We start from the raw sequence: 20,358 nt of genomic DNA, 5'->3' as shown, positions 1-20,358 counted from the left end.
GGGCCACCGTCAGACCCGGTGGTCGAGTATCCACGACTGCGGGTTTCCGCGGCGGTAGGCCATCCTGAGGAAGAACGGCAGCATCGCGTCGCGGATGGCGGCGCCGACCGGACCGGCCGTCTTGCCGCTGCCGTTGCGGCGGCCGACGGCGACCACCTTCTCCACCCGGGGGCGGCGGATCCGCTCGTACTCGCCGAGCGCGCCGGGCAGGTCGCCGGGGCGCTCGGCCAGGCAGCGACCGAGGACCACGGCGTCCTCGATCGCCATCGAGGCGCCCTGGCCCGAGGACGGGGCCACGGCGTGCGCGGCGTCGCCGGCCAGCACCACCCGATCGGAGTGCCACACCGGGACGCGACTCAGGTCGTCGGTGTTCCACGGGCCGATCGCCTCGTCCGTCGCCCGGATGATCGCGGCGGCGGGCAGACCCTCGTCGGCGAACAGGTCGATCAGGTGGGCGCGCCAGGACTCGGGCGTGTAGTCGCCGGGCCGCACCGGACGCTTGCTCGGCGGGTTGGCGAACCACCACACCGCGCCGCCGGGCGCCGTCGCCCAGCCGAAGAACGCCCGGCGGCCGAACGCCATGTGCACGAGGCCGGGCGTGCGGTCGAACTCGGCCTCGATCGGGTGGTCGGTGAAGCCGCCCGCGTTGAGCAGGCCCAGATAGGTCGGCGCGGGGCCGCCCGGATTGAGCACCTCGCGCACCCGCGACCGCAGGCCGTCGGCGCCGACCAGCAGGTCACCCTCGACGGTCGAGCCGTCGTCGAAGGCCGCGGTGACGCCGCCGGCGTGCTCCCGGTAGCCGGTGAGCCGCCGGTCGTACTCGATCGGGATGCCGCGCTCGGCGGCGACGGCGCGCAGCGCGGAATAGAGGTCGGCGCGGCGGATGGTCGTGGTGACCGTGCCGTCGGCGGCGGGCCCACCGAGCGGGAGCAGGGCCAGCCGGCGACCGGCTCCGTTGACCATGGCCAGGGTCGGCGTGGCGAACCCGGCGGCCAGCACCCGGGCCGGGTCGAGATCGAGGGCGCGCAGGGCGGCCAGGCCGTTGACCGCGACGGTCAGGAAGGCGCCGCGCTCGTCGGCGACCCCGTCGGGACGGGACTCGAGCAGGCGCGGCTGCCAGCCGGCGCGCTGCAGGGCGATGGCGGCGACGGTGCCGGCGATCCCGCCGCCGGCCACCAGGGCTATATTAGTCATACTCTGACTATGCATACTATGACTAAGAATCGTCAAGCCCCGTAGGCTGATCAAATGCAGGGAGAACCGCGCCGCTCGACGCTGGCCGTGGTGTTGCTGGCGCTGCTCACCGAGGCGCCGATGCACCCGTACCGGATGCAGCAGGTGATCAAGGAGCGCGGGCAGGACCAACTGGTCAACGTGGCCCAGCGCAACAGCGTCTACCAGGCCCTCGAACGGCTGGTGCGGGACGGCCTGGCCCGGCCGGCGGCGACCGCGCGGGAGGCGGGGCGGCCGGAGCGCACGACGTACGAGATCACCGAGGACGGCGCGACGACGTTCCGCCGATGGCTCACCTCGATGCTGCCGACGCCGGCCCGAGAGTTCCCGGAGTTCCCGGCCGCGCTCGCGTTCCTCGCGGTCCTGGCCCCCGCCGAGGTCAAGGGCCTGCTGGAACGGCGGATCGAGGCGCAGCGGGAACGGCTGACGGCGATCGGAGAGCAGGCGCCGCCCGGGATGCCGCGGCTGTTCCTGATCGAGGACGAGTACCGCGCGGCCATGCTGACCGCCGAGATCGCCTGGCTGCGCTCGGTGGTGGCGGACCTGGACAGCGGCACCTTCACCTGGGACCTGGCGCTGATCCAGAAGACCCTGGCGGAGTTCTCCTAGAGCCCCTTGATCAACTCGTCGGCGGCGGCGTACGGGTCGAGCTCACCGGCCGCGACCGCCGCGGCGAGGGTGCTCAACGCCGTACCCTCGTGCAGGTCTCCGATCCGGGCCCGCAGCGCACCCATGGCGATCGCCTCGACCTCGACGGACGCCCGCCGCTCGCGGCGGCGCTGCAGGTTGCCGCTCGACTCCAGCCAGGCCCGATGCTTGCCGATCGCCTCGACCACGTCGCCGATGCCCTCGCCGCGCACCGCCGTGGCCCGCACGACCTGCGGCCGCCAGTCGCCCGGCGCGCGCTCACCGAGGCCGAGCATGCCCTGGATATCGCGGTAGGTGGCGTCGGCGCCGGGCCGATCGGCCTTGTTGATCACGAAGACGTCGGCGATCTCGAGGACGCCGGCCTTGACCGCCTGGATCGCGTCGCCCATCCCGGGCGCGAGCAGCACCAGCGTCGTGTCGGCGAGCGAGGCGATCTCCACCTCGGCCTGGCCCACGCCGACCGTCTCGACCAGGATCACCTCGCAGCCGGCGCCCTCGAGCACGCGCACCGCCTGCGGCGTGGCCGCGGCGAGCCCGCCGAGCTGGCCACGGCTGGACATCGAGCGGATGTAGACACCGGGGTCGACCGTGTGCTCCTGCATGCGCACCCGGTCGCCGAGGATCGCGCCGCCGGTGAACGGGCTGGACGGGTCGACGGCGAGCACACCGACCCGGCGGCCCTCCGCGCGCAACTGCCGGACCAGCTCGTTGGTCGTGGTGGACTTGCCCACCCCGGGCGAGCCGGTCAGGCCGACCACCTGGGCGTGCCCGGCGTACGGCGCGAGCGCGGCGGCGACCTCGGGCAGCGCCGGGTCGCCGTTCTCGACGAGGCTGATCAGCCGGGCCACCGAGCGGGCGTCACCCTCGCGCGCCCGGGCGACCAGAGTGGGCACGTCGTGCCGGCGACTCACGCCGAACTGCCCCTGGGAAAGGGCCGGTTCACGCGGCAGGCACCTCGATGAGCAGCGCGTCGCCCTGCCCGCCGCCGCCGCACAGGCCGGCCGCGCCCAAACCGCCGCCGCGGCGCTTGAGCTCCAGCGCCAGGGTCAGCACCAGCCGGGCGCCGGACATGCCGACCGGGTGGCCGAGCGCGATCGCACCGCCGTTGACGTTGACGATCTCGCCGGAGACGCCGAGCTCCCGCATCGACTGGATGCCCACCTGGGCGAACGCCTCGTTGATCTCGATCAGGTCGAGGTCGGACACGGCCTTGCCGGCCTTGGTCAGCGCGTGCTTGATCGCGTTGGCCGGCTGCGACTGCAGCGAGCTGTCCGGGCCGGCCACGTTGCCGTGCGCGACGACCTCGGCGAGCCAGGTGAGCCCGAGCTCCTCGGCCTTGGCCTTGCTCATCACCACGACCGCGGCGGCGCCGTCGGAGATCGGCGAGGCGCTGCCCGCGGTGATCGTGCCGTCCTTGGCGAAGGCCGGGCGCAGCTTGGCCAGCGACGCGGCGGTGGTGTCGGGGCGTACCCCCTCGTCGGTGTCGACGACCAGGTCGCCGCCGCGCTGGGCGATGGTGATCGGCGCGATCTCCTCGGCGAAGTGGCCGTTCTTCTGCGCGGCGGCGGCCCGCTGGTGACTGGCCGCGGCGAACTCGTCCTGCTCCTCGCGGGAGATGCCGAGCTTGGCGCCGCTGCGCTCGGTGGACTCGCCCATCGCGATGCCGTCCCACGGGTCGGTGAGCGCGTCGAACGCCATGTGGTCGCGCATCGTCACGTCGCCGTACTTGACGCCCTGGCGCTGGTTGATCAGGTGCGGCGCGTTGGTCATCGACTCCATGCCGCCGGCCACCACGATCTCGAACTCGCCGGCCCGGATCAGCTGGTCGGCCAGGGCGATCGCGTCCAGCCCGCTCAGGCACACCTTGTTGATCGTGATGGCGGGCGTCGTCATCGGGATGCCGGCGGCCACGGCGGCCTGGCGGGCGGTGATCTGGCCGGCGCCGGCCTGCAGGACCTGTCCCATGATCACGTACTCGACCTGGTCGGGGCGCACGCCGGCGCGCTCGAGGGCGGCGCCGATCGCGTGGCCGCCCAGGGCGGTGCCGGAGAGGGATTTCAGATTGCCGAGCAGGCGGCCCATGGGTGTGCGGGCGCCACTGACGATTACCGAGGTGGTCACGGGTGATCGCTTTCGTCCTGAACGGTGGTTCAAGTAAGACTAGTAGCATGACCAACGCCTCACCTAACGCCGCTGAGAATGTCACATTCCTGGGCGTGGACCTCCTGCGGATCGACCACGTGGGCATCGCGGTGCCCGATCTCGACGCCGCGAAGGCCTTCTATGCCGAGACCTTCGGCCTGCACGTCGTGCACGAAGAGACGAACGAGGAGCAAGGCGTACGGGAGGCGATGCTCGCGGTCGGCGACGGCGCCGGCCCGCGGCTGCAGTTGCTCGCACCGGCCCGGCCCGATTCGACGATCGCCAAGTTCCTCGACCGCAGCGGGCCGGGACTGCAGCAACTGGCCTACACGGTGGCCGACGTCGAGGCGGCGTCGGCGGCACTGCGCGCCCGGGGCCTCCGGCTTCTCTACGACACACCCCGCCGGGGAACGGCCGGATCACGGATCAACTTCGTCCACCCCAAGGACGCGGGTGGGGTTCTGGTGGAATTGGTGGAGCCTGCCCGATAGCTCCGTCTTACGGGTGAATCGTCCTGACGGATCGCGGGCGGCCTGGCAGGATCGTGGACATCGAGCGGCGCGACCGCCCGGCCGATCTCGCAGAACCCGGATACAGCAGGTGACAGCGCGGCGAACAGCTTTCGCCGGGCGGCTTGCGCCCGCCGCCCGAACGGCGGGCACCACAACTTCCGGGCTGCTCAAAAGCTGATCTACGTGTCGTTTCCGATGCCCGTCCGCTCTTGCGTGGCTGGTGCGTCTTCGCCAGGATGGCCCAATGCCTCAGCAGCAGGATCAGAACTTGGCATTCTTCGACGGTGCAAACTCGCAGCACGACTTCACCGTCGTTCTCCGCGGCTACGACCGCGGGCAGGTGGACGCACATCTGGGCCGGCTCATCGCCGCGCTTAACCAGTCCCAGCAGGCCCAGGGCGAGGCCGAGCAGCGGATGAACGACGCGCAGCGACGGCTGCGCCAGGCCGAGCAGCGGCTCAACGCCGTGGAGCAGAAGCTCGCCGACAGCAACAAGCTGCTGGAGGAGAACAACCGGCCCACGCTCTCCGGGCTGGGCACCCGGGTCGAGCAGATCCTGCGGCTGGCCGAGGAGCAGGCGAACGACCACCGCAGCGAGGCGAAGCGGGAGTCCGAGGGCATCCTCTCGGCGGCCCGGCTGGAGGCCCGCGAGATCACCGACAAGGCGCGCGCTGAGGCCGCCGCCATGAAGGCGACCGCCGAGCGCGAGGCCGGCCAGGTCCGCACGCACGCCGAGCGGGAGGCGGCCGAGGCCCGCGTCCAGGCCCGGCGGGAGGCGGACACGCTCCGGTCGGACGCCGACCGCGAGACCAAGCAGCTGCGTACGGTCACCGCGCACGAGGTCGCCGAGCTGAAGTCGACCGTGGAGCGTGAGGTCGCGTCGCTGCGCGCCACCGCCGAGCGCGAGATCACCCAGCTGCGGGCCAAGGCCTCCCGCGAGGCGGAGGAGAAGCGCGCCGAGGCGACCAAGCTGCTGACCGACACCCGCGACAAGCGCGACAAGGACCTGCAGTCCCTGGCGCTGGAGATCGCCGAGCGGCGGGAGAAATCCGAGCGCGAGGAGTCCCAGCGGCACGCCGCCCAGCTCGCCGCCACCCAGAAGATGGTGGGCGAGGCCGAGGAGCGGGCCCGCGCCGCCGAGGACCGCGCGAAGGAGATCGAGCAGCGCGCCGAGCAGCGCCGGGTCGAGTCCGAGCGCAACGCGGTGGAGACCACCGAGAAGTCCCGCGCCCTCGCGGAAAAGACGGTGAGCGAGGCCCGCGCCGAGGCCCAGCGGTTGATGAGCGAGGCCCGCACCGAGGCCGAGCTGACCACCCAGGCGGCCAAGCGTGAGGTGGAAGATCTCACCCGTCAGAAGGACCAGGTCACCAACCAGCTCGGTCAGATGTTGTCCGGTCTGTCCGGTCTCGTGCCGGGGGTGGGCGGCGGCGCCAAGGCGGCTGCCGAGGCCGCGAAGTCGGCGTCGCCGGCCCAGCGCAGCCCCGAATCGGCCCAGCGCAGCGCCGAGGCGGACCACAACGGCGCTGGTGACAAGCCGGTGGCTGCCAAGACCAACTCCTGAGTATTTCACCCTCAGTTCCTGAGTCGTTCGCCACTGATCCCTCCGGTTGCGTCATCCGTCCGGGTGCGCGACGGTAGTTCAGTCGGCCGCTACACATCGATGCGGGCCGTATCGGAGTTTCTCCGATGCGGCCTGACTCGTTTTGCGCGCGTAGCCTTGCTCACGGCGAGCCGGCTCAGACAAATCTCAACTAGACGCATACTCCGCCCAGGACGGTGTGTATCCCTCCCAGACGGGACGATGCGTATGTGAGGATGGACAGCATGTCGCATGGCGGTGAAATCTTCGGTCTTGGCGGAGACGCGGCCACCGAGCCCAGCTTCGAAACCGCCCTGCGGGGCTACGAGAAGAAGCAGGTCGAGCGGTACGTCGCGAGAGCCGAGAACGAGATAGCCGCGCTGGCCTCCGAACGCGAGCAGGCGTATGCCCAGATCCAGGGCATGGCCGCGCAGATCGAGCGCCTCCAGCAGGAGATCACCCAAGCCCGCCGGGACGGCGGGATCGGGCCCGAGGTCACCTTCCACCACCTGGGCCCGCGGATCGGGCGGATACTCGAGCTGGCCGAGGAGCAGGCCGAGGCGATCAAGGCATCGGCCACCGACGACATCGCCGCCCGGCTCGCCGAGGCCGAGCGCATCCGGGCCGAGGCGGAAAAGCACGCCCGCGACGGCGTCCGCGATTTCGAGATCGCCCTGGCCGCCCGGCGCGCCGAGGAGGAGCGGGCCGACGTCGTCAAGCGCGCCGCGCAGGAAAAGGCGTTGTCCGCCGCCCGCCAGTCCGCCGAGCAGATGCGCGCCGAGGCCGAGGGCATGCTGGCCCGCGCCCGAACCGACGCCCAGCAGCTCACCGAGCAGGCCGCGCGAGACGCGCACCGGGTGCGCGCCGAGGCCGACGGCTACGCCCAGTCCGCCCGGATGCAGGCCGACCAGGAGATCAAGGCCATCCGGGAGAAGAGCCAGCAGGAGATCGACGCGCAGCGGGCGGACGCCGACCGCACGCACAACGAGCTGAAGGCCACCGCGGAGCAGGAGCTCGGGCAGCTCCGCCAGTCCCTCGCCCAGGAGCTCGCCCAGCAGCGCGCGGCCGTCGAGAAGCAGTGCGCCGACCTGCGCAGCGAGGCCGACAAGTACGCCGAGGAGGTGCTCCGCCGCTCGGACGACCAGGCCACCGCCGTACGCCGGGAAATCGAGTCTCAGCAGGAGAAGATCGCGCAGGCCGCCGCCGACCTCGAGGCCGCCCAGGCCGCGACCGCCGAGGCGGAGCGGCAGCTCGCGGAGGCGCAGGAGCGCGCCCGTGCCGGCCGGCAGGAGGCCGAGCAGGTCGATGAGCAGATCGCCGAGATGCGCAAGCAACTGGAGGCCGAGACCGTGCGGGTCGTCGAGGCGCAGCGGGGCGCCGAGGCCGCCGAGCGGCACGCCGCCGACATCCGCCGCCAGGTGCAGAAGGAAGCGAAGCGGGTCGCCGAGCTGGCCGCCGCCGCGGTGCTCGCCGCCGCCGCCTCCCCTGACGGGGACGACGAGGACGACCGCGACGACATCGACCGCGAAAAGAACGACGAGCCGGCCGAGAAGGCCGTCGCCGGTGGCTCGGTCGGCGCGCACGCCGCGGAGGAGTCGGTCGGCCAGCACGCGGTCGGCCAGCACGCCGCGGAGGAATCGGTCGGCCAGCACGCGGCCGGGCCGGGCAAGGTCACCGCATCGGCCAAGGTCACCGTGCCGCCCGCCTCTCGGGTAGGTGCCGACGCGGAGTAGTCGGGTGATAGCCTCCGCCGAAAAGATCGGCGGGAGGACTTGGCCCGGTGGCCGCAGACGAAGAGATCGAGACCGCTCCGGCGGACGACGTGGACGACGCGACCACCGAGGCGGAGCTTGAGGGCCGCTTCGGCCGCCCCGGACCGCCGATCGACCGGCGCAACCCGTTCATCATCGGCCTGCTGGGCGGGCTCGGCCTGCTCCTCGCGTACACCATCTTCCTGGGGATTCGCAACGCCGCGTCGATCCTGGTCCTGATCTTCATCGCGGCGTTCCTGGCCATCGGCCTCAACCCGGCGGTGAGCTGGCTGCGCCGGCGCGGCGTCCCGCGCGGCGGCGCGGTCGCGATCGTGGCGCTGGTGGTGCTGGCGCTGCTGATCGGCGGCATCATCGCGCTGATTCCGCCGCTGGTCACGCAGACCAACGAGCTGATCAAAAACGTGCCCGACTACGTGTCGCAGCTGCAGCGCAACCAGACGATCAAAGAGCTGATCGTGCGCTACGACATCATGGAGAAGGTCACCAGCGCGGTCAACGCGGGCACGGTCGGCAACGCGGTCGGCGGCGTCGTGGGCGGGGCCAAGCTGATCTTCGGAACGATCTTCAACACGCTCACCGTGCTGGTCCTGACGATCTACTTCATGGCCGCCTTCGACCGGCTGCGCGAGTCGGCCTACTCGCTGGCGCCGGCCTCCCGGCGAGCCCGGGTGCGGCTGCTCACCGACGAGATCCTGACCAAGGTCGGCGCGTACATGGTGGGTGCGCTCGCGATCGCGGTGCTGGCCGGCTTCAGCTCGTTCGTGCTCGCCATGATCCTCGGGCTGGCCTACCCGTTCGCGCTGGCCGTGGTGGTCGCCGTCTGCGACCTGATCCCGCAGATCGGCGCCACCCTCGGCGCGATCATCGTGAGCCTGGTGGGCTTCGCCTCGTCGCTCACCGCCGGGCTGGTCTGCGTCGTCTTCTTCATCATCTACCAGCAGGTGGAGAACTACCTGATCTATCCGAGCGTGATGCGCCGGTCGGTGAAGGTGAGCGACGTGGCGGCGGTGGTCGCGGCGCTGCTCGGGGTGGCGCTGTTCGGCGTGGTGGGCGCGCTGGTGGCGATCCCGATGGTGGCCGCCGTTCAGCTGATCATTCGCGAGGTCGTGGTGCCGAGTCAGGAGAGCCACTGAGCGGTCCGGGGACGGGCACGTCGGCGAAGGCGGCCACGGTGCGGTCGGCGTAGGCGTTCATGTCGCCGCTCTCCATCGGGCCGTCCCAGGTCCGCGGCAGCGGGACGGGGACGTCGGGCGCGACCCGCTTGACGATCTCGTCCAGCACGCGCTCGGCGTCGCCGACCCAGAGGTGCTTCGCGCCGTCCACCGGGACAACCTCCGCCACCCCGGCAAATCGGTCAGCGGCCTCGGCCGGTCGCAGGTAGTCGTCGAACTCGGGAATCAGGGCGGTGAGCGGTTTGCCGCTGCTCTTCCACGCGTCAAGGTGGTCTTGCCGGGAGTACCGCAGCGGCGGCGAGAGCAGGATCGCGCCGACCACCGCCGGGTCGAGGCCGTGCATGAGGGTCAGGTCGGTGCCGAAGGACCAGCCCAGCAGCCAGATGTTCGGCAATTCCGAAAAATCGGCAAATTCTATGGCGGCGGCCACGTCGTACTTCTCGCCGAGGGCGCCCTCGAACGCGCCCTCCGACGTCCCTCGCACGCTGCTGGTCCCCCGGGTGTTGAAGCGCAGCACCGCGAGTCCGGCCAGCGCCGGCAGCCGCCAGGCCGCCTTGCGGAAGACGTGACTGTCCATCATGCCGCCGTGCGTGGGCAGCGGGTGCAGGCACACCAGCGTGGCGACCGGGTCGCGGTCGAGCGGGCGGGCCAGCTCACCGACCAGGGTGAGGCCGTCGGCGGTGTGCAGCTCGATGTCCTCGCGATGCGCGGGCAGTATCGAGTTCGCACGGATCTGGTTCGTCATCTGATGATCATCACCCATAGTGCGGAGCGTTGCGCGAGCGTTCCACCCCGGGGGCGCGCCGGTCCCGGGCCTTCCAGCAGCCGGTGTGCCAGTGCCGGCGGTCGGTGAGGTCGCCGCGCTCGTCGGCCGGCCAGGCCACCACGTGCGCCACGCCGGGCCGGATCTCCTGCATGCACCCCGGGCAGCGGTACGCCTTCGTCGCCGACCCGCCGAAGATGGACCGCACCATCCACTCCCCGTCCTGCCACTGCTGGACGCCATCGACGCCCTTGCGCACGCGTTCGTCCGTCAACTCAGGGGACTCCGAGGCGGAACGACGGCGGGGGTGATTTCGGCGCGGCACCAGTCAAGAGTACGTAGTGACTGACGGGTAACAACGGCCGTAGACTCCGCCCATGACGGCTACTCGCGTTCCCGGCGTGCCGGTGATCGAAGACGGCGTGCTCATCTCCACCAACCCGGCCAGCGGCGACGAGGCCGGCCGCGTCCCGGTCGCCGACGCCGCGGCGGTCGGCGCCGCCGTCGAGCGCGCTCGGGAGGCCGCGTCCTGGTGGCTGCGACTCGGCTTCGACGGCCGCAAGGAGCGGCTGCTGCGCTGGCGCTCGCTGATCGTCCAGCGGATCGAGGAGCTGGCCCAGCTCACCTCCTTGGAGGCGGGCAAGCCGCACGACGACGCGGTCATGGAGACGGTCGCCGCGATCGAGCACCTCGACTGGGCGGCCCATCACGCGAAGCGGGTGCTCGGCCCGCGGCGTACCCGCACCCGGCTCCTGCTGGCCGAGCACGCCGGCCACCTGGAGTACCAGCCGTACGGCGTGGTCGGCGTGATCGGCCCGTGGAACTACCCGATCGTCACGCCGATCGGCCCGATCAGCGGCGCGCTCGCGGCCGGCAACGCGGTGGTCTTCAAGCCGAGTGAGTACACCCCGATCGTCGGCCAGTGGCTGGTCGACACGTTCGCCGAGGTGGTGCCCGAGCACCCGGTGCTGCAGGCGGTGCACGGCCTGGGTGACGTCGGCGGCGCGCTGTGCCGCTCGGGGGTCGGCAAGGTGGCGTTCACCGGCTCCACCGCCACCGGCAAGAAGGTGATGGCCGCCTGTGCGGAAAACCTGGTCCCGGTCGTGATCGAGGCGGGCGGCAAGGACGCGTTGATCGTCGACGCCGACGCGGACATCCCGGCCGCCGCCGAGGCGGCCGTCTGGGGCGGCATGACCAACGCCGGCCAGACCTGCATCGGCATCGAGCGGGTGTACGCGGTGGCCCCGGTCTACGACCGGCTGGTGCAGGAGATCGTGGCCCGGGCCGGCAAGCTGCGCACCGGCGAGGAGATCGGCCCGATCACCATGCCCCGGCAGATCGACATCATCCGCGACCACATCGACGACGCGCTGGCCAAGGGCGGCAAGGCGGTCCTCGGCGGTGCCGACGCGGTGCAGCCGCCGTACGTGGCGCCGACCGTGCTGGTCGACGTCCCGGCCGACTCGTCGGAGATCCGCGAGGAGACGTTCGGGCCGACCCTGACGATCACCAAGGTCGCCGATGCCGACGAGGCGGTGCGACTGGCCAACGACAGCCCGTACGGTCTCGGTGGTGCGGTCTTCGGCAAGAAGAACGCGGTCCGCATCGCCCGCCGGCTGCGCTCCGGCATGGTCGCGGTCAACTCCACGCTGACCTTCGTCGGCATGGGCAACCTGCCGTTCGGCGGCGTCGGCGACTCCGGCTTCGGCCGCATCCACGGCGAGGACGGCCTGCGCGAGTTCGCCCGGCCCAAGGCGATCACGGTGCGCCGCGCCAAGTCGATGCTGCCGTCGACGACCTTCGAGCGCACCCCGGCCCAGATCAAGCAGATCGTCAAGGTGGTACGGATGCTGTACGGGCGCAAGAGCTAGGTGCTCGTAAGCTGTCGGGGTGGTCGATCATCCCGCCGTCGAGGTCGAGGACCTGCACGTCAGTTACGGCTCCACACCGGTGCTGGTCGGCGTCGCGCTCACCGTCCCGGCCAACTCCGGCGTCTGCGTGACCGGCGAGAACGGTATCGGCAAGTCGACGCTGCTGCGCTGCGTGAGCAGCCTCCAGGAGCCCGACTCCGGCACCATCCGGGTCTTCGGCGCGCCGCCCGGCGCCGGGCCCGAGTTCTGGCGGGCCGTGGTCACCACCGTTGAGCCACCGACCTGGTACCCGGGCCTCACCGTGCACGAGCACGCCGAGCTGGTCTGCCGCGCGCACGGGCAGGACCCGCAGGAGGCCGGCATCGACGAGGCGCTCGAGCGACTAGGCCTGGCCGGGCACGCCGACGCGATCCCGCCGTCGCTCTCCTCCGGGCAGAAGCAGCGGCTCACCCTGGCGTGCGCGCTGCTGCGGCCCAGCTCGCTGCTGATCCTCGACGAGCCCGAGCAGCGGCTCGACCCGGACGGCCGCAAGGAGGTGGCGGCGCTGCTCGCGCAGTACCTCGAGGACGGCGGCTCGCTGCTGATGGCCAGCCATGACGAGTCGTTCGCGGCGGCGTCCGGGGCGCAGGTCACCACAATGGAGTCGCTGAGCGCGGACCCCACATGAGCACGGCCACCGTCCCGCTCGCGCCGATCCGCCGATGGATCGGCCGCCGTCAGTCGGCGCACCGGGAACGCGGCGCCACCGCCGGCAACATCTACTTCGCGTTGCTGTTCGTGGCGATCGTCGGCGGCATGGTGCACAAGCAACTCGCCGTGGTCTTCTGGCCGTCCGCGCCGAACGCCTCCCGGCTCGTCGCCGCATCGCTGGTCCCGGTCCTGTTCGGCCTGCTCTACTTGGCGCTGCGCCGATTCGGCCCGCTCGCGCTGAGCCGTCCGGCGGCGTCCTGGCTGCTGCCCGCGCCGGTGAGTCGTCGCCGCCTGTTACTGCCGTCGCTGCGACTCGCCGCGATCGTGGCGGCCACCGTGGGCGCCCTTTTCGGTCTGGCCATCGTCGGGCATGCCGCGCCGCGCACGCTGGGCGGCTCCGCGGTGGCCCTGCTCGGCGTCGGCGCCGCCCTCTTCGGCATCGTTCTGCTGCTGGTCGCGCTGGCCGCGCAGGCCGGCGGCCGGTGGGGGGACCGGCTCGACGCGGTGATCTCGCTGCTGCTGGCGGCCGGCCTGGCCGGCCTCGTGCTCGACGCGGCCTCGACCGGCCCGGTCGCGCCGGCCGGGTGGCCCTCCGCCACGACGCTGTTTCCGCTGGTCGGAACGCTTGCGCTGATCGTCGGCCTGCTCTTCGCCCTGGCCGTACGGGGTTTGGCCCGCACCCCGAACGAGCGGATCCTGGAGGCCGCGAAGACCGCCGGCACGCTGTTCGACTCGGCCTTCGGGGTCGAGCCGTCCTTCCTCACCGACATGATCGAGCGGCGCTACTGGGCCCGGCGGCACCTCCGCTCGGTGCGCTTCCCGGCCCGGCTCCCGATCCTGGTCACTCAGGACCTGCTGCTCGTGGCCCGCCGTCGCCGCCGCCTGCTGTGGCTGGCGCTCGCCGCCGCACTCCCGGTGCTGCTCGCCGACGCCCCGGCCGCGCTGACCGGCGTCGCGATCCTGATCGGCGCCCTGCTGGCCGCCGCCACCTCGACCGGCAACGTGAAGACCGACGCCGGCAACCCGGTGCTGCTGCGCCTGCTCGGCCTCAGCTCCCGGCAGGCCGTGCTGCAGCGGATGGCCGTCCCCGGCGTGCTGGCGGCCGTCTGGTCGGCGCTGGCCCTCGGCCTGCTCGCCGCGCTGGGCACGATGCCGTCCGGCCCGTGGTGGGCGCTCGGCCTCACCCTCGGCCCGGTCGGCGCGGTCGCCGCGGTCCGCCGCGCCCGGGTCGGCTTCGTCCGCAACGAACTGCTGCCGCTGGACACCCCGATGGGGACGGTCTCGACCGGCCCGCTGGTCAACGCGGTGATCGGCCCGGACGCGCTGCTGCTCGGCCTGCCGGCCCTGGTCCAGATCGCCCAGGGCCACCCGCTCACCTGGACCACCGTCCTGGTGCAGGCGGTCGTCGGCGGCATCGGCGCCCGCGCCTACGTCGCCGGCAGCACCGCCACCGACCGCGTCGAGCTCAGCGGCCGCTGATCAGAAGAGGGTCAGCTCGTCGCGGGTCATGCCGCGCAGCCTGTCGTAGTCGACGACCACGCAGCGGATTCCCCGGTCGGTGGCCAGCACCCGGGCCTGCGGCTTGATCTCCTGGGCGGCGAAGACGCCCTGGACCGGGGCCAGCAGCGGGTCGCGGTTCATCAGTTCGAGGTATCGGGTGAGCTGCTCGACGCCGTCGATCTCGCCTCGGCGTTTGATCTCCACCGCCACCGAGGCGCCCGAGGCGTCCTTGCAGAGCAGGTCGACCGGGCCGATCGCGGTCATGAACTCGCGGCGCACCAGGGTCCAGCCGTCGCCGAAGGTCTCCGGGTGGGCGGCCAGCAGCTCCTGCAGATGCGCCTCCACCCCGTCCTTGACCAGGCCGGGGTCGATGCCGAGGTCGTGCGCGGTGTCGTGCAGGATCTCTTCGATGGTGATCCGCAGCTCCTCGCCGGCCTTGTTCACCACCTTCCAGACGCCCGGCGCCTCCTGCAGCTTGCAGGGCGGGCTCATCCAGTTCAGCGGCTTGTAGGCGCGGTCGTCGGCGTGGATCGAGACCGAGCCGTCGGCCTTGACCATCAGCAGGCGGGTGGCCGGGGGCAGGTGGGCGGACAGCTTGCCGACGTAGTCGACGGAACACTTCGCGATGACCAGGCGCACCGCACGACAGTAGCGGACTCGAACCGGCTCGCACGCGGGTGCCATGCTGGGTTCGTGCTCGCAGCATTGACCGGCACCGGGCTCGCCGCATCGGCAGGCCTGAATGCCTACATCCCCCTCCTGGTGATGGGCCTGCTGGCCCGGTACACCGACGTGATCGACCTGCCGCAGGGCTGGTCCTGGCTGACCAACGGCTGGGCGCTGGTCATCCTCGGCATTCTGCTGGCCGTCGAGGTGGTGGCCGACAAGGTGCCGATCGTCGACCACGCGAACGACGTGGTGCAGACCGTGGTGCGGCCGACCGCGGGCGGGCTCGCCTTCGGCGCCGGATCGGGGGCGCAGACTGTGACGGTGAGCAACCCGGGCTCGTTCTTCGGCTCGCATCAGTGGGTGCCGATCGTGGCGGGTGTGCTGATCGCGCTCGGCGTGCACGGCGCGAAGGCCACCGCCCGGCCGGTGGTGAACGTCAGCACGGGCGGATTCGGGGCGCCGGTGGTGAGCACGATCGAGGACTTCGGCAGCGCGTTCCTGTCCGTCCTGGCGATCCTGATGCCGATATTGGTGCTGGCCGGGATCGTTCTGTTCGTCTGGCTGGCGGTCGTGGTGGTACGCCGGCGGCGACGGAAGCGGGAAAGCCCGTCTTCCGACACCGCCCGACTGTTTGGTTGACTGCACCGGTGCCCGCCGTCGCCGTACCCGCCTTCGCCCTCGCCTGGTGGGCGGCCTGTTACCTGATCGGCCGTGATCCGACGCGCGGTCCCTCGGTCCGGGCGGCGGCGGCCCTGGCGGCGTACGCCATCGGGGTCCTGCTCTGGACGATCGCGCCCGGTTCGGCCGCCGCCGAGATCTTCTTCTGCGTGCCGGCGCTGTTCTGGGCGGGCGCCGCGGTCGCACTGCTGCCGCGGCTGGTGCCCGAGCGGCGCCAGATCGACCTCGGCTGGCTGATCCTGGTGGCGCCGTTCCTGCTGATGGCGGTCGCGCTGCCGGCGGCCGGCCGGCTCGTGGTGCTCGCGCCGCTGGTCGGCGGGGTGGTGCTGCTCTGGCGGTTCCGCGACCAGGTGCAGCCGAACATCCTGCCGGCCGCGCTCGCGGTGATGTCCGCGCTTTACGCGGCCGGGCTCGCGATGCTGCTGATCGTCGACCTGGGCGCGCCCGTCCTGGTGATCCTGGCGATCGGGGTCGACCTGATGATGCTCGCCTTCCTGGTCGTGATCGCCGAGGCGCTGGACGTGGGCGAGCGGCTGCGGCCCGATCTGATCCGCTCGCTGATCGGGGCGCTGCTCGGCGTGGCCGTGGTCGACGTGCCGATCACGCTGACCATGCTGGGCGACACCAGCACCACCGTGCGGGTCCTGCAGTTCGGGCTGCTGGCGGCCGTGATGACCGGAATCGGGCTGATCGGACAGCTGCGCCGCGCGCTGGACAGGATCGCCTACCGGCACGACGACCGGCTGCGCGAGGACCGCGGGGCGCTGCTGATGCTGGCCGAGGCGCTGCCCCGGCACCGGCAGCGGCATCGGCTGATCGCCACCGACCAGCAGGACTTCCTGCGCTTCACCCGGCAGGCGCTGGACAACTACGGACGGCTCGGACGGCTGATGCGCAGCCCGCTCACCGATCTGCCGGCGGTCGACCGGCGGCTGTCCGGACTGACCATCGAGCAGCCGCTGGCCCGGGCGATGGAGCTGCGCGCGGTGCTGGCGGAGGGCGTGGACCGGCTGCGACCGGCCGGGCGGTTCGCCACCACGGACGAGTGGCGGCACTACAACGCGCTGTACTTCGGCGTGGTGCTCGGGCTCGATCCGTACGCCCGCAAGCGCAGCACCGACGGCCTGGACCGGGAGGCGCGTCTGGCGCTGGACTGGATGCGCCGCAACGTCCCCCGGCAGACGCTGCGGCGCTGGAAGGACGAGGGCGCCGCGATCGTGGCACGCCGGCTGTGGGTCGAGTTGGCGCACACGGATCCACGCTGGCTGACCCGGGTCACGACACGCAGCACATAATCCGCCCCTTCGGGGCGAAATGGGTAAAATCGCCCATCATGGGTAGCAGCAACGCGCTTGTCGATGCCGTCCGGCAGGAGCTCGCCGTGGCTCGCGGCGCCGCCCGGGCGGTCCTGGCCGCGGCCGAAACCGCCCGGGGTGAGGCGCAGAACCATCGGCGGCTGGTCCGCGACGCGTACGCCACCTGCCTGAACCAACTCACCGAGGCGCGCGACAGCGCCCGCCGCGACATCCAGCGCCGCTACCAGTACGAGACCACCAAGCTGGCCGGCAACGTCCGCCGGGCCGCCGCGCTCAGCGCCACCGGCGCGGCCAGCGCGCCCTGGCGGCTCTGGGCCCCGAGCGAGCCCGAGCGCGGCGGACGCGCCAGCCTGCTGCGGATCGGCACGCTCGCGCTCGACGACGCGGCGCCGCTGCCCGCGCTGGTCCCCCTGCTCGACGCGGCGCACCTCGACCTCACCGGCTCGCCGGCCGTGGCGGACGGGGTGATCACCGGGCTGCTGCTGCGAGCGCTGGGCAGCACCCGTCCCGGGGACATCCAGCTCACCGTGTACGACCCCGAGCACCTCGGCGGGACGCTCGCCGCCTTCGCCCCGCTCGGGATCAGCTTCGTCGGGCCGGGCGGGCTCGGGGCCATGGTCGACGACCTGGTCGAACACATCTGCCGGGTCAACGAGACGGTGCTGGCCGGCAGCTCGCTGACCGAGCCGTGGCGGGTCGTCGTGCTGCTCGCCGACACGCCCGAGCTGCCGGCCGAGCAGCGGGCCCAGCTCGACCGGATCACCCGGACCGGGGTGGCCTGCGGGGTGCACCTCGTCGCCCGCGGGGTGTCGTTGTGCGACCACCCGTCCGTGGTGCGCATCGATGTCGACGCGAAACGATGCGACGTCACCGGCGAGCTGGACATCTCCCTCGACCCGCCGCCGCCGGCCGACCGGGTGGTCGCCTTCTGCAAGGCCACCGCCGAGCGGATGCGGGCCGGGGCGCCGCCCGCCCAGCTGGCCGACCTCTCCCCCGCCACCTTCTGGGCCGAGTCGTCGGCGCACGGGCTGAGCGCGCCGATCGGTGACAGCACCGACGGCGCCCTGATCGACGTGCCGCTCGGCGACGACCCGCCGCACGCGCTGATCGGCGGCCCCTCCGGCTCCGGCAAGACCAACCTGGTCTACGCCTGGCTGGCCGCGCTCGCCACCCGGTACGGCCCCACCGAGCTGGCCCTCTACCTGCTGGACTTCAAGGAGGGCGTGTCGTTCTCCCGGTTCGTGCCCGGGCCACGCGACCCCAGCTGGCTCCCGCAGGTGCGGCTGGCCGGCATCAACGTCAACGGCGACCGCGAGTTCGGCCTCGCCATGCTGCGCCACCTCGGCGAGGAACTGCGCACCCGGGCCCAGGCGGCCAAGCGGCACGACGCCAGCAAGCTCGCCGAACTGCGGGCCGAGGACCCCGACGGTCGCTGGCCGCGCCTGGTCGCCGTGATCGACGAGTTCCAGGTGCTGCTCGGCGGCCGGGACGCGGTCGCCGACGAGGCGGTCACCCTGCTCGAGGACCTCGCCCGGCGGGGCCGCTCGCAGGGCATCCACCTGATCCTCGCCTCCCAGGACGTCTCCGGCATCGAGGCGCTGTGGGGCCGCTCCGGCCTGATCGGCCAGTTCACGCTCCGGATCGCCCTGCCCAAGGCAAGGCGCATCCTGGCCGACAACAACCTGGCCGCCGCGGTCATCCCCCGCCATCACGCGGTGGTCAACACCGAATCCGGCACCGCGGGGGCCAATCTCATCGTCCGGCTTCCGGACGCCGGGGACCGGCTCGTCTGGCGTACGCTCCAGCGCCGGCTCTGGCGGCTGCGCCCCGACGGCTGCGAGGAGCCCCGGGTCTTCGACGGCGACGCGGTCCCGATCCTGCCCGCGCAATGCCGGCCGGCCGGTCCGGTGCCGACCGCCGACGGGCCGGTCGGCTCCTCCCCCGGCGCGGTGCTCGGCGAGCGGATCGACGTGGCCGCCCGCCCGGCCCGGCTACGCCTGGGTCGCATGCCGGGCCGCAACCTGGCGGTTCTGGGCACCCGCACCGACGAGGCGTGCGACGTGCTCGCGTCGGCGGCGCTGTCGCTGGCGGCGCAGGGCCCGGCGCACTTCAGCGTGGTCTGCCTCGATCCCGATGCGGGCGGGGCGGCGGCCCGGCTGATGGCCGAGTTGCCCTCGGCCGACTGGTACGACGATCTGCCGCCCCTGGAGCCGCTGGAGATCCCGCACTACGTGCTCGGCTACGCGCTGGACGCGGGCGCCGACCAGGAGAGGCTGCGCCGGCTGCTCACCGACGGGCCGGAGCGGCGTACGCACGTGCTCGGCTGGTGGCGCTCGGTCGCCCGGCTCCGCGACAGCCTCGGCGGCCCGGCGAGCCGGCTCGACCCGATCGGTGCATGGGTGGCGCTCGACGTGCAGGGCGCCGACCTCGCGCCGCTCTATCCACAGCCGGGCGGTCCGGCCTGGTATCCGCGCGCCCGCCGGGCGCTGTTCTTCGACCGCTCGGTCCACCGCACCCCCGAGGTGATCATCCCGTACGAGGTGAACAGTGACCACACGTGACCGGCAGCCCATCGGCCGCGACTACCAGGTGATGGTCAGCGCTCTCGCCGAGGCGACCCGGCGGCGCGACGCCGAGCTGGGCGGCGCCGAACGGGCCTATCAGGACAGTGCCGCGCAGGCGGCCGGCGAGCTGACCCGCGCCGAGGGGGACGCCCTCTCCGCCGACCGGTGGGCCGGCGCCGCGGCGGCGCAGGTGATCGACATCGACCGGGAGGCCGCCCGGCTGTGGGAGCAGCTGCGCCGAGCCCGCGGCCTGCGGATGCGCTCGCTGGGCGAGGTGCCGGAGCCGGCGCCGGTCGACGCGCTGCCCCGGGTGGCGCTGCCGCGCATGCCGTCGTCGTCCTCGCGCTCGTCCTCGGCTTCGTCCTCGTCCTCGGCGGCGTCCTCGATGTCGGCCTCGGCGTCGGCGGCGTCCTCGACGTCGGCCTCGGCGGCGGCGGCCTCGGCCTCGGCGTCGGCCTCGGAAGAAGCCGAGCCCGCAGAGTCGCCCCGGATGCTCCTGGCCCGGGCGGCGGCCCGGATCGACGTGACGGTGCGTCCGGCCGGGCGGCGGGCGATGCCCCGCTGGGCGCTGCCGCTGCTGCCGCTGCTGGGCGCGCTGGTCGCGGCCCTGACCGGCCTGCTGGCCTCCGGCCTGGTCACCATCGGCGGCACGAGCATCTGGGGCGGCCCGGTCCTGCGCGGCCTCGGCTGGCTCGCCTTCGTGGTGGCGCCCTCGGCCGGCGTACCGGTCGCGGCCGCGGCAGCCCACCGCTGGCTCGAGGCCAAACTGGACATCGGCGGCATCGGCCTGACCCTGCTGGGCGGCATGATCGCGGCGACCCTGATGTCGCTGGCCTTCGCCGCCACCCACTGACCCGGCCGGCCGTCACGCGTCGCCGACCGCCCGAATCCAGCCGGCCGTCACGCCTCGCCGCCACCGACTGACCGGTCAGCCGACACGCGTCGCCGGCCGCCCGGATCCCGTCGCCCGTCACGCCTCGCCGTCGCCCACCGACCGGCCCACCGACCGGCCCGCCGACATGCGTCGCCGGCCGCCCGAATCCGGCCGGTCGCCTCGCCTCGCCGCCCGCCCACCGACGCGGTCCGCCAAGCGGATTCGCCGCCCGCCCACCGGCGCGGCCAGCCGAGCCGATTCGCCGGCCGCCCACCAGCGCGGCCAGCCGAGCCGATTCGCCGCCCGCCCACCAGCGCGGCCAGCCCAGCGGATTCGCCGCCCGCCCACCGGCGCGGTCGGCCGAGCGGATTCGCC

Annotated in this window: 18 protein-coding genes; 12 read left to right on the top strand and 6 right to left on the bottom strand. The window is 72.8% G+C overall.

Annotated features, from left to right (window positions below):
* Positions 1-9: 9 nt before the first annotated feature.
* A complete protein-coding gene (locus ODJ79_RS13060; protein ID WP_263023653.1) occupies positions 10-1,194 on the bottom strand; it encodes an FAD-dependent oxidoreductase in 1,185 nt (394 codons plus the stop codon).
* A 54-nt stretch (positions 1,195-1,248) separates the two neighbouring features.
* Here ODJ79_RS13060 and ODJ79_RS13055 point away from each other — a divergent pair, with 54 nt between their 5' ends.
* Entirely contained in the window at positions 1,249-1,842 is a 594-nt protein-coding gene (locus tag ODJ79_RS13055; RefSeq protein ID WP_263023652.1) for a PadR family transcriptional regulator, read from the top strand.
* Here the strand turns inward: ODJ79_RS13055 and meaB are convergent.
* Positions 1,839-2,792: a methylmalonyl Co-A mutase-associated GTPase MeaB gene (gene meaB, locus ODJ79_RS13050; protein ID WP_263023651.1), complete on the bottom strand. Its 954-nt coding sequence runs from the start codon at positions 2,790-2,792 to the stop codon at positions 1,839-1,841. The genes ODJ79_RS13055 and meaB overlap by 4 nt on opposite strands.
* 28 nt (positions 2,793-2,820) lie before the next feature.
* A complete protein-coding gene (locus ODJ79_RS13045; RefSeq protein ID WP_263023650.1) occupies positions 2,821-4,002 on the bottom strand; it encodes an acetyl-CoA C-acetyltransferase in 1,182 nt (393 codons plus the stop codon).
* A 47-nt stretch (positions 4,003-4,049) separates the two neighbouring features.
* Between ODJ79_RS13045 and mce the strand changes: the two genes are divergently transcribed.
* The 4 genes from mce (at position 4,050) to ODJ79_RS13025 (ending at position 9,019) form a co-directional block, all read left to right on the top strand.
* A complete protein-coding gene (mce, locus tag ODJ79_RS13040; protein WP_263023649.1) occupies positions 4,050-4,514 on the top strand; it encodes a methylmalonyl-CoA epimerase in 465 nt (154 codons plus the stop codon).
* Positions 4,515-4,779: 265 nt separating this feature from the next.
* Complete coding sequence (locus ODJ79_RS13035; RefSeq protein WP_263023648.1) at positions 4,780-6,096, top strand: DivIVA domain-containing protein; 1,317 nt, start codon at positions 4,780-4,782, stop codon at positions 6,094-6,096.
* 263 nt (positions 6,097-6,359) lie between these two features.
* The gene (locus tag ODJ79_RS13030) at positions 6,360-7,847 is read left to right on the top strand and encodes a Laminin subunit beta-1 (protein ID WP_263023647.1); all 1,488 of its coding nucleotides are present in this window, start codon (positions 6,360-6,362) and stop codon (positions 7,845-7,847) included.
* Between the two features lie 65 nt (positions 7,848-7,912).
* The gene (locus ODJ79_RS13025) at positions 7,913-9,019 is read left to right on the top strand and encodes an AI-2E family transporter (RefSeq protein ID WP_263023695.1); all 1,107 of its coding nucleotides are present in this window, start codon (positions 7,913-7,915) and stop codon (positions 9,017-9,019) included.
* Here the strand turns inward: ODJ79_RS13025 and ODJ79_RS13020 are convergent.
* Complete coding sequence (locus ODJ79_RS13020) at positions 8,979-9,803, bottom strand: alpha/beta hydrolase (protein ID WP_263023646.1); 825 nt, start codon at positions 9,801-9,803, stop codon at positions 8,979-8,981. The two genes, ODJ79_RS13025 and ODJ79_RS13020, sit on opposite strands and share 41 nt — an antisense overlap.
* 10 nt (positions 9,804-9,813) lie before the next feature.
* Positions 9,814-10,095, bottom strand: a complete 282-nt coding sequence (locus ODJ79_RS13015; RefSeq protein WP_263023645.1) for a hypothetical protein — start codon at positions 10,093-10,095, stop codon at positions 9,814-9,816.
* Positions 10,096-10,198: 103 nt separating this feature from the next.
* On the opposite strand from ODJ79_RS13015, the gene ODJ79_RS13010 reads away from it, so the two are divergent.
* The 3 genes from ODJ79_RS13010 to ODJ79_RS13000 are packed head-to-tail and all read left to right on the top strand — an operon-like array spanning position 10,199 to position 13,861.
* Positions 10,199-11,692 carry an aldehyde dehydrogenase family protein gene (locus tag ODJ79_RS13010; RefSeq protein ID WP_263023644.1) on the top strand — a complete coding sequence of 498 codons (1,494 nt, stop codon included), beginning with the start codon at positions 10,199-10,201 and terminating at the stop codon, positions 11,690-11,692.
* A 19-nt stretch (positions 11,693-11,711) separates the two neighbouring features.
* A complete protein-coding gene (locus ODJ79_RS13005; protein WP_263023643.1) occupies positions 11,712-12,359 on the top strand; it encodes an ABC transporter ATP-binding protein in 648 nt (215 codons plus the stop codon).
* Positions 12,356-13,861: a DUF6297 family protein gene (locus ODJ79_RS13000; RefSeq protein WP_263023642.1), complete on the top strand. Its 1,506-nt coding sequence runs from the start codon at positions 12,356-12,358 to the stop codon at positions 13,859-13,861. The genes ODJ79_RS13005 and ODJ79_RS13000 overlap by 4 nt, the downstream gene beginning before the upstream one ends.
* Here ODJ79_RS13000 and nucS read toward each other — a convergent pair whose 3' ends face one another.
* A complete protein-coding gene (gene nucS / locus ODJ79_RS12995) occupies positions 13,862-14,521 on the bottom strand; it encodes an endonuclease NucS (RefSeq protein WP_263023641.1) in 660 nt (219 codons plus the stop codon).
* 54 nt (positions 14,522-14,575) lie between these two features.
* Between nucS and ODJ79_RS12990 the strand changes: the two genes are divergently transcribed.
* Genes ODJ79_RS12990 through ODJ79_RS12975 form a run of 4 tightly spaced genes read left to right on the top strand, consistent with a single transcriptional unit; the run spans position 14,576 to position 19,962 of the window.
* Complete coding sequence (locus tag ODJ79_RS12990) at positions 14,576-15,190, top strand: DUF4126 domain-containing protein (RefSeq protein WP_263023640.1); 615 nt, start codon at positions 14,576-14,578, stop codon at positions 15,188-15,190.
* Positions 15,191-15,198: 8 nt separating this feature from the next.
* Positions 15,199-16,524 carry a hypothetical protein gene (locus ODJ79_RS12985; protein ID WP_263023639.1) on the top strand — a complete coding sequence of 442 codons (1,326 nt, stop codon included), beginning with the start codon at positions 15,199-15,201 and terminating at the stop codon, positions 16,522-16,524.
* Between the two features lie 38 nt (positions 16,525-16,562).
* The gene (locus ODJ79_RS12980; RefSeq protein ID WP_263023638.1) at positions 16,563-19,106 is read left to right on the top strand and encodes an FtsK/SpoIIIE domain-containing protein; all 2,544 of its coding nucleotides are present in this window, start codon (positions 16,563-16,565) and stop codon (positions 19,104-19,106) included.
* On the top strand, positions 19,093-19,962 hold the full coding sequence (locus tag ODJ79_RS12975) for a hypothetical protein (RefSeq protein WP_263023637.1): 870 nt from the start codon (positions 19,093-19,095) through the stop codon (positions 19,960-19,962). The genes ODJ79_RS12980 and ODJ79_RS12975 overlap by 14 nt, the downstream gene beginning before the upstream one ends.
* The last annotated feature ends 396 nt before the right edge of the window (positions 19,963-20,358 follow it).

The sequence above is a fragment of the Actinoplanes sp. KI2 genome (assembly GCF_025630775.1).
Lineage (GTDB): Bacteria > Actinomycetota > Actinomycetes > Mycobacteriales > Micromonosporaceae > Actinoplanes.
The sequence above is the reverse complement of the archived record's forward strand: the minus strand, read 5'-3'. Positions and strand labels throughout refer to the sequence as shown.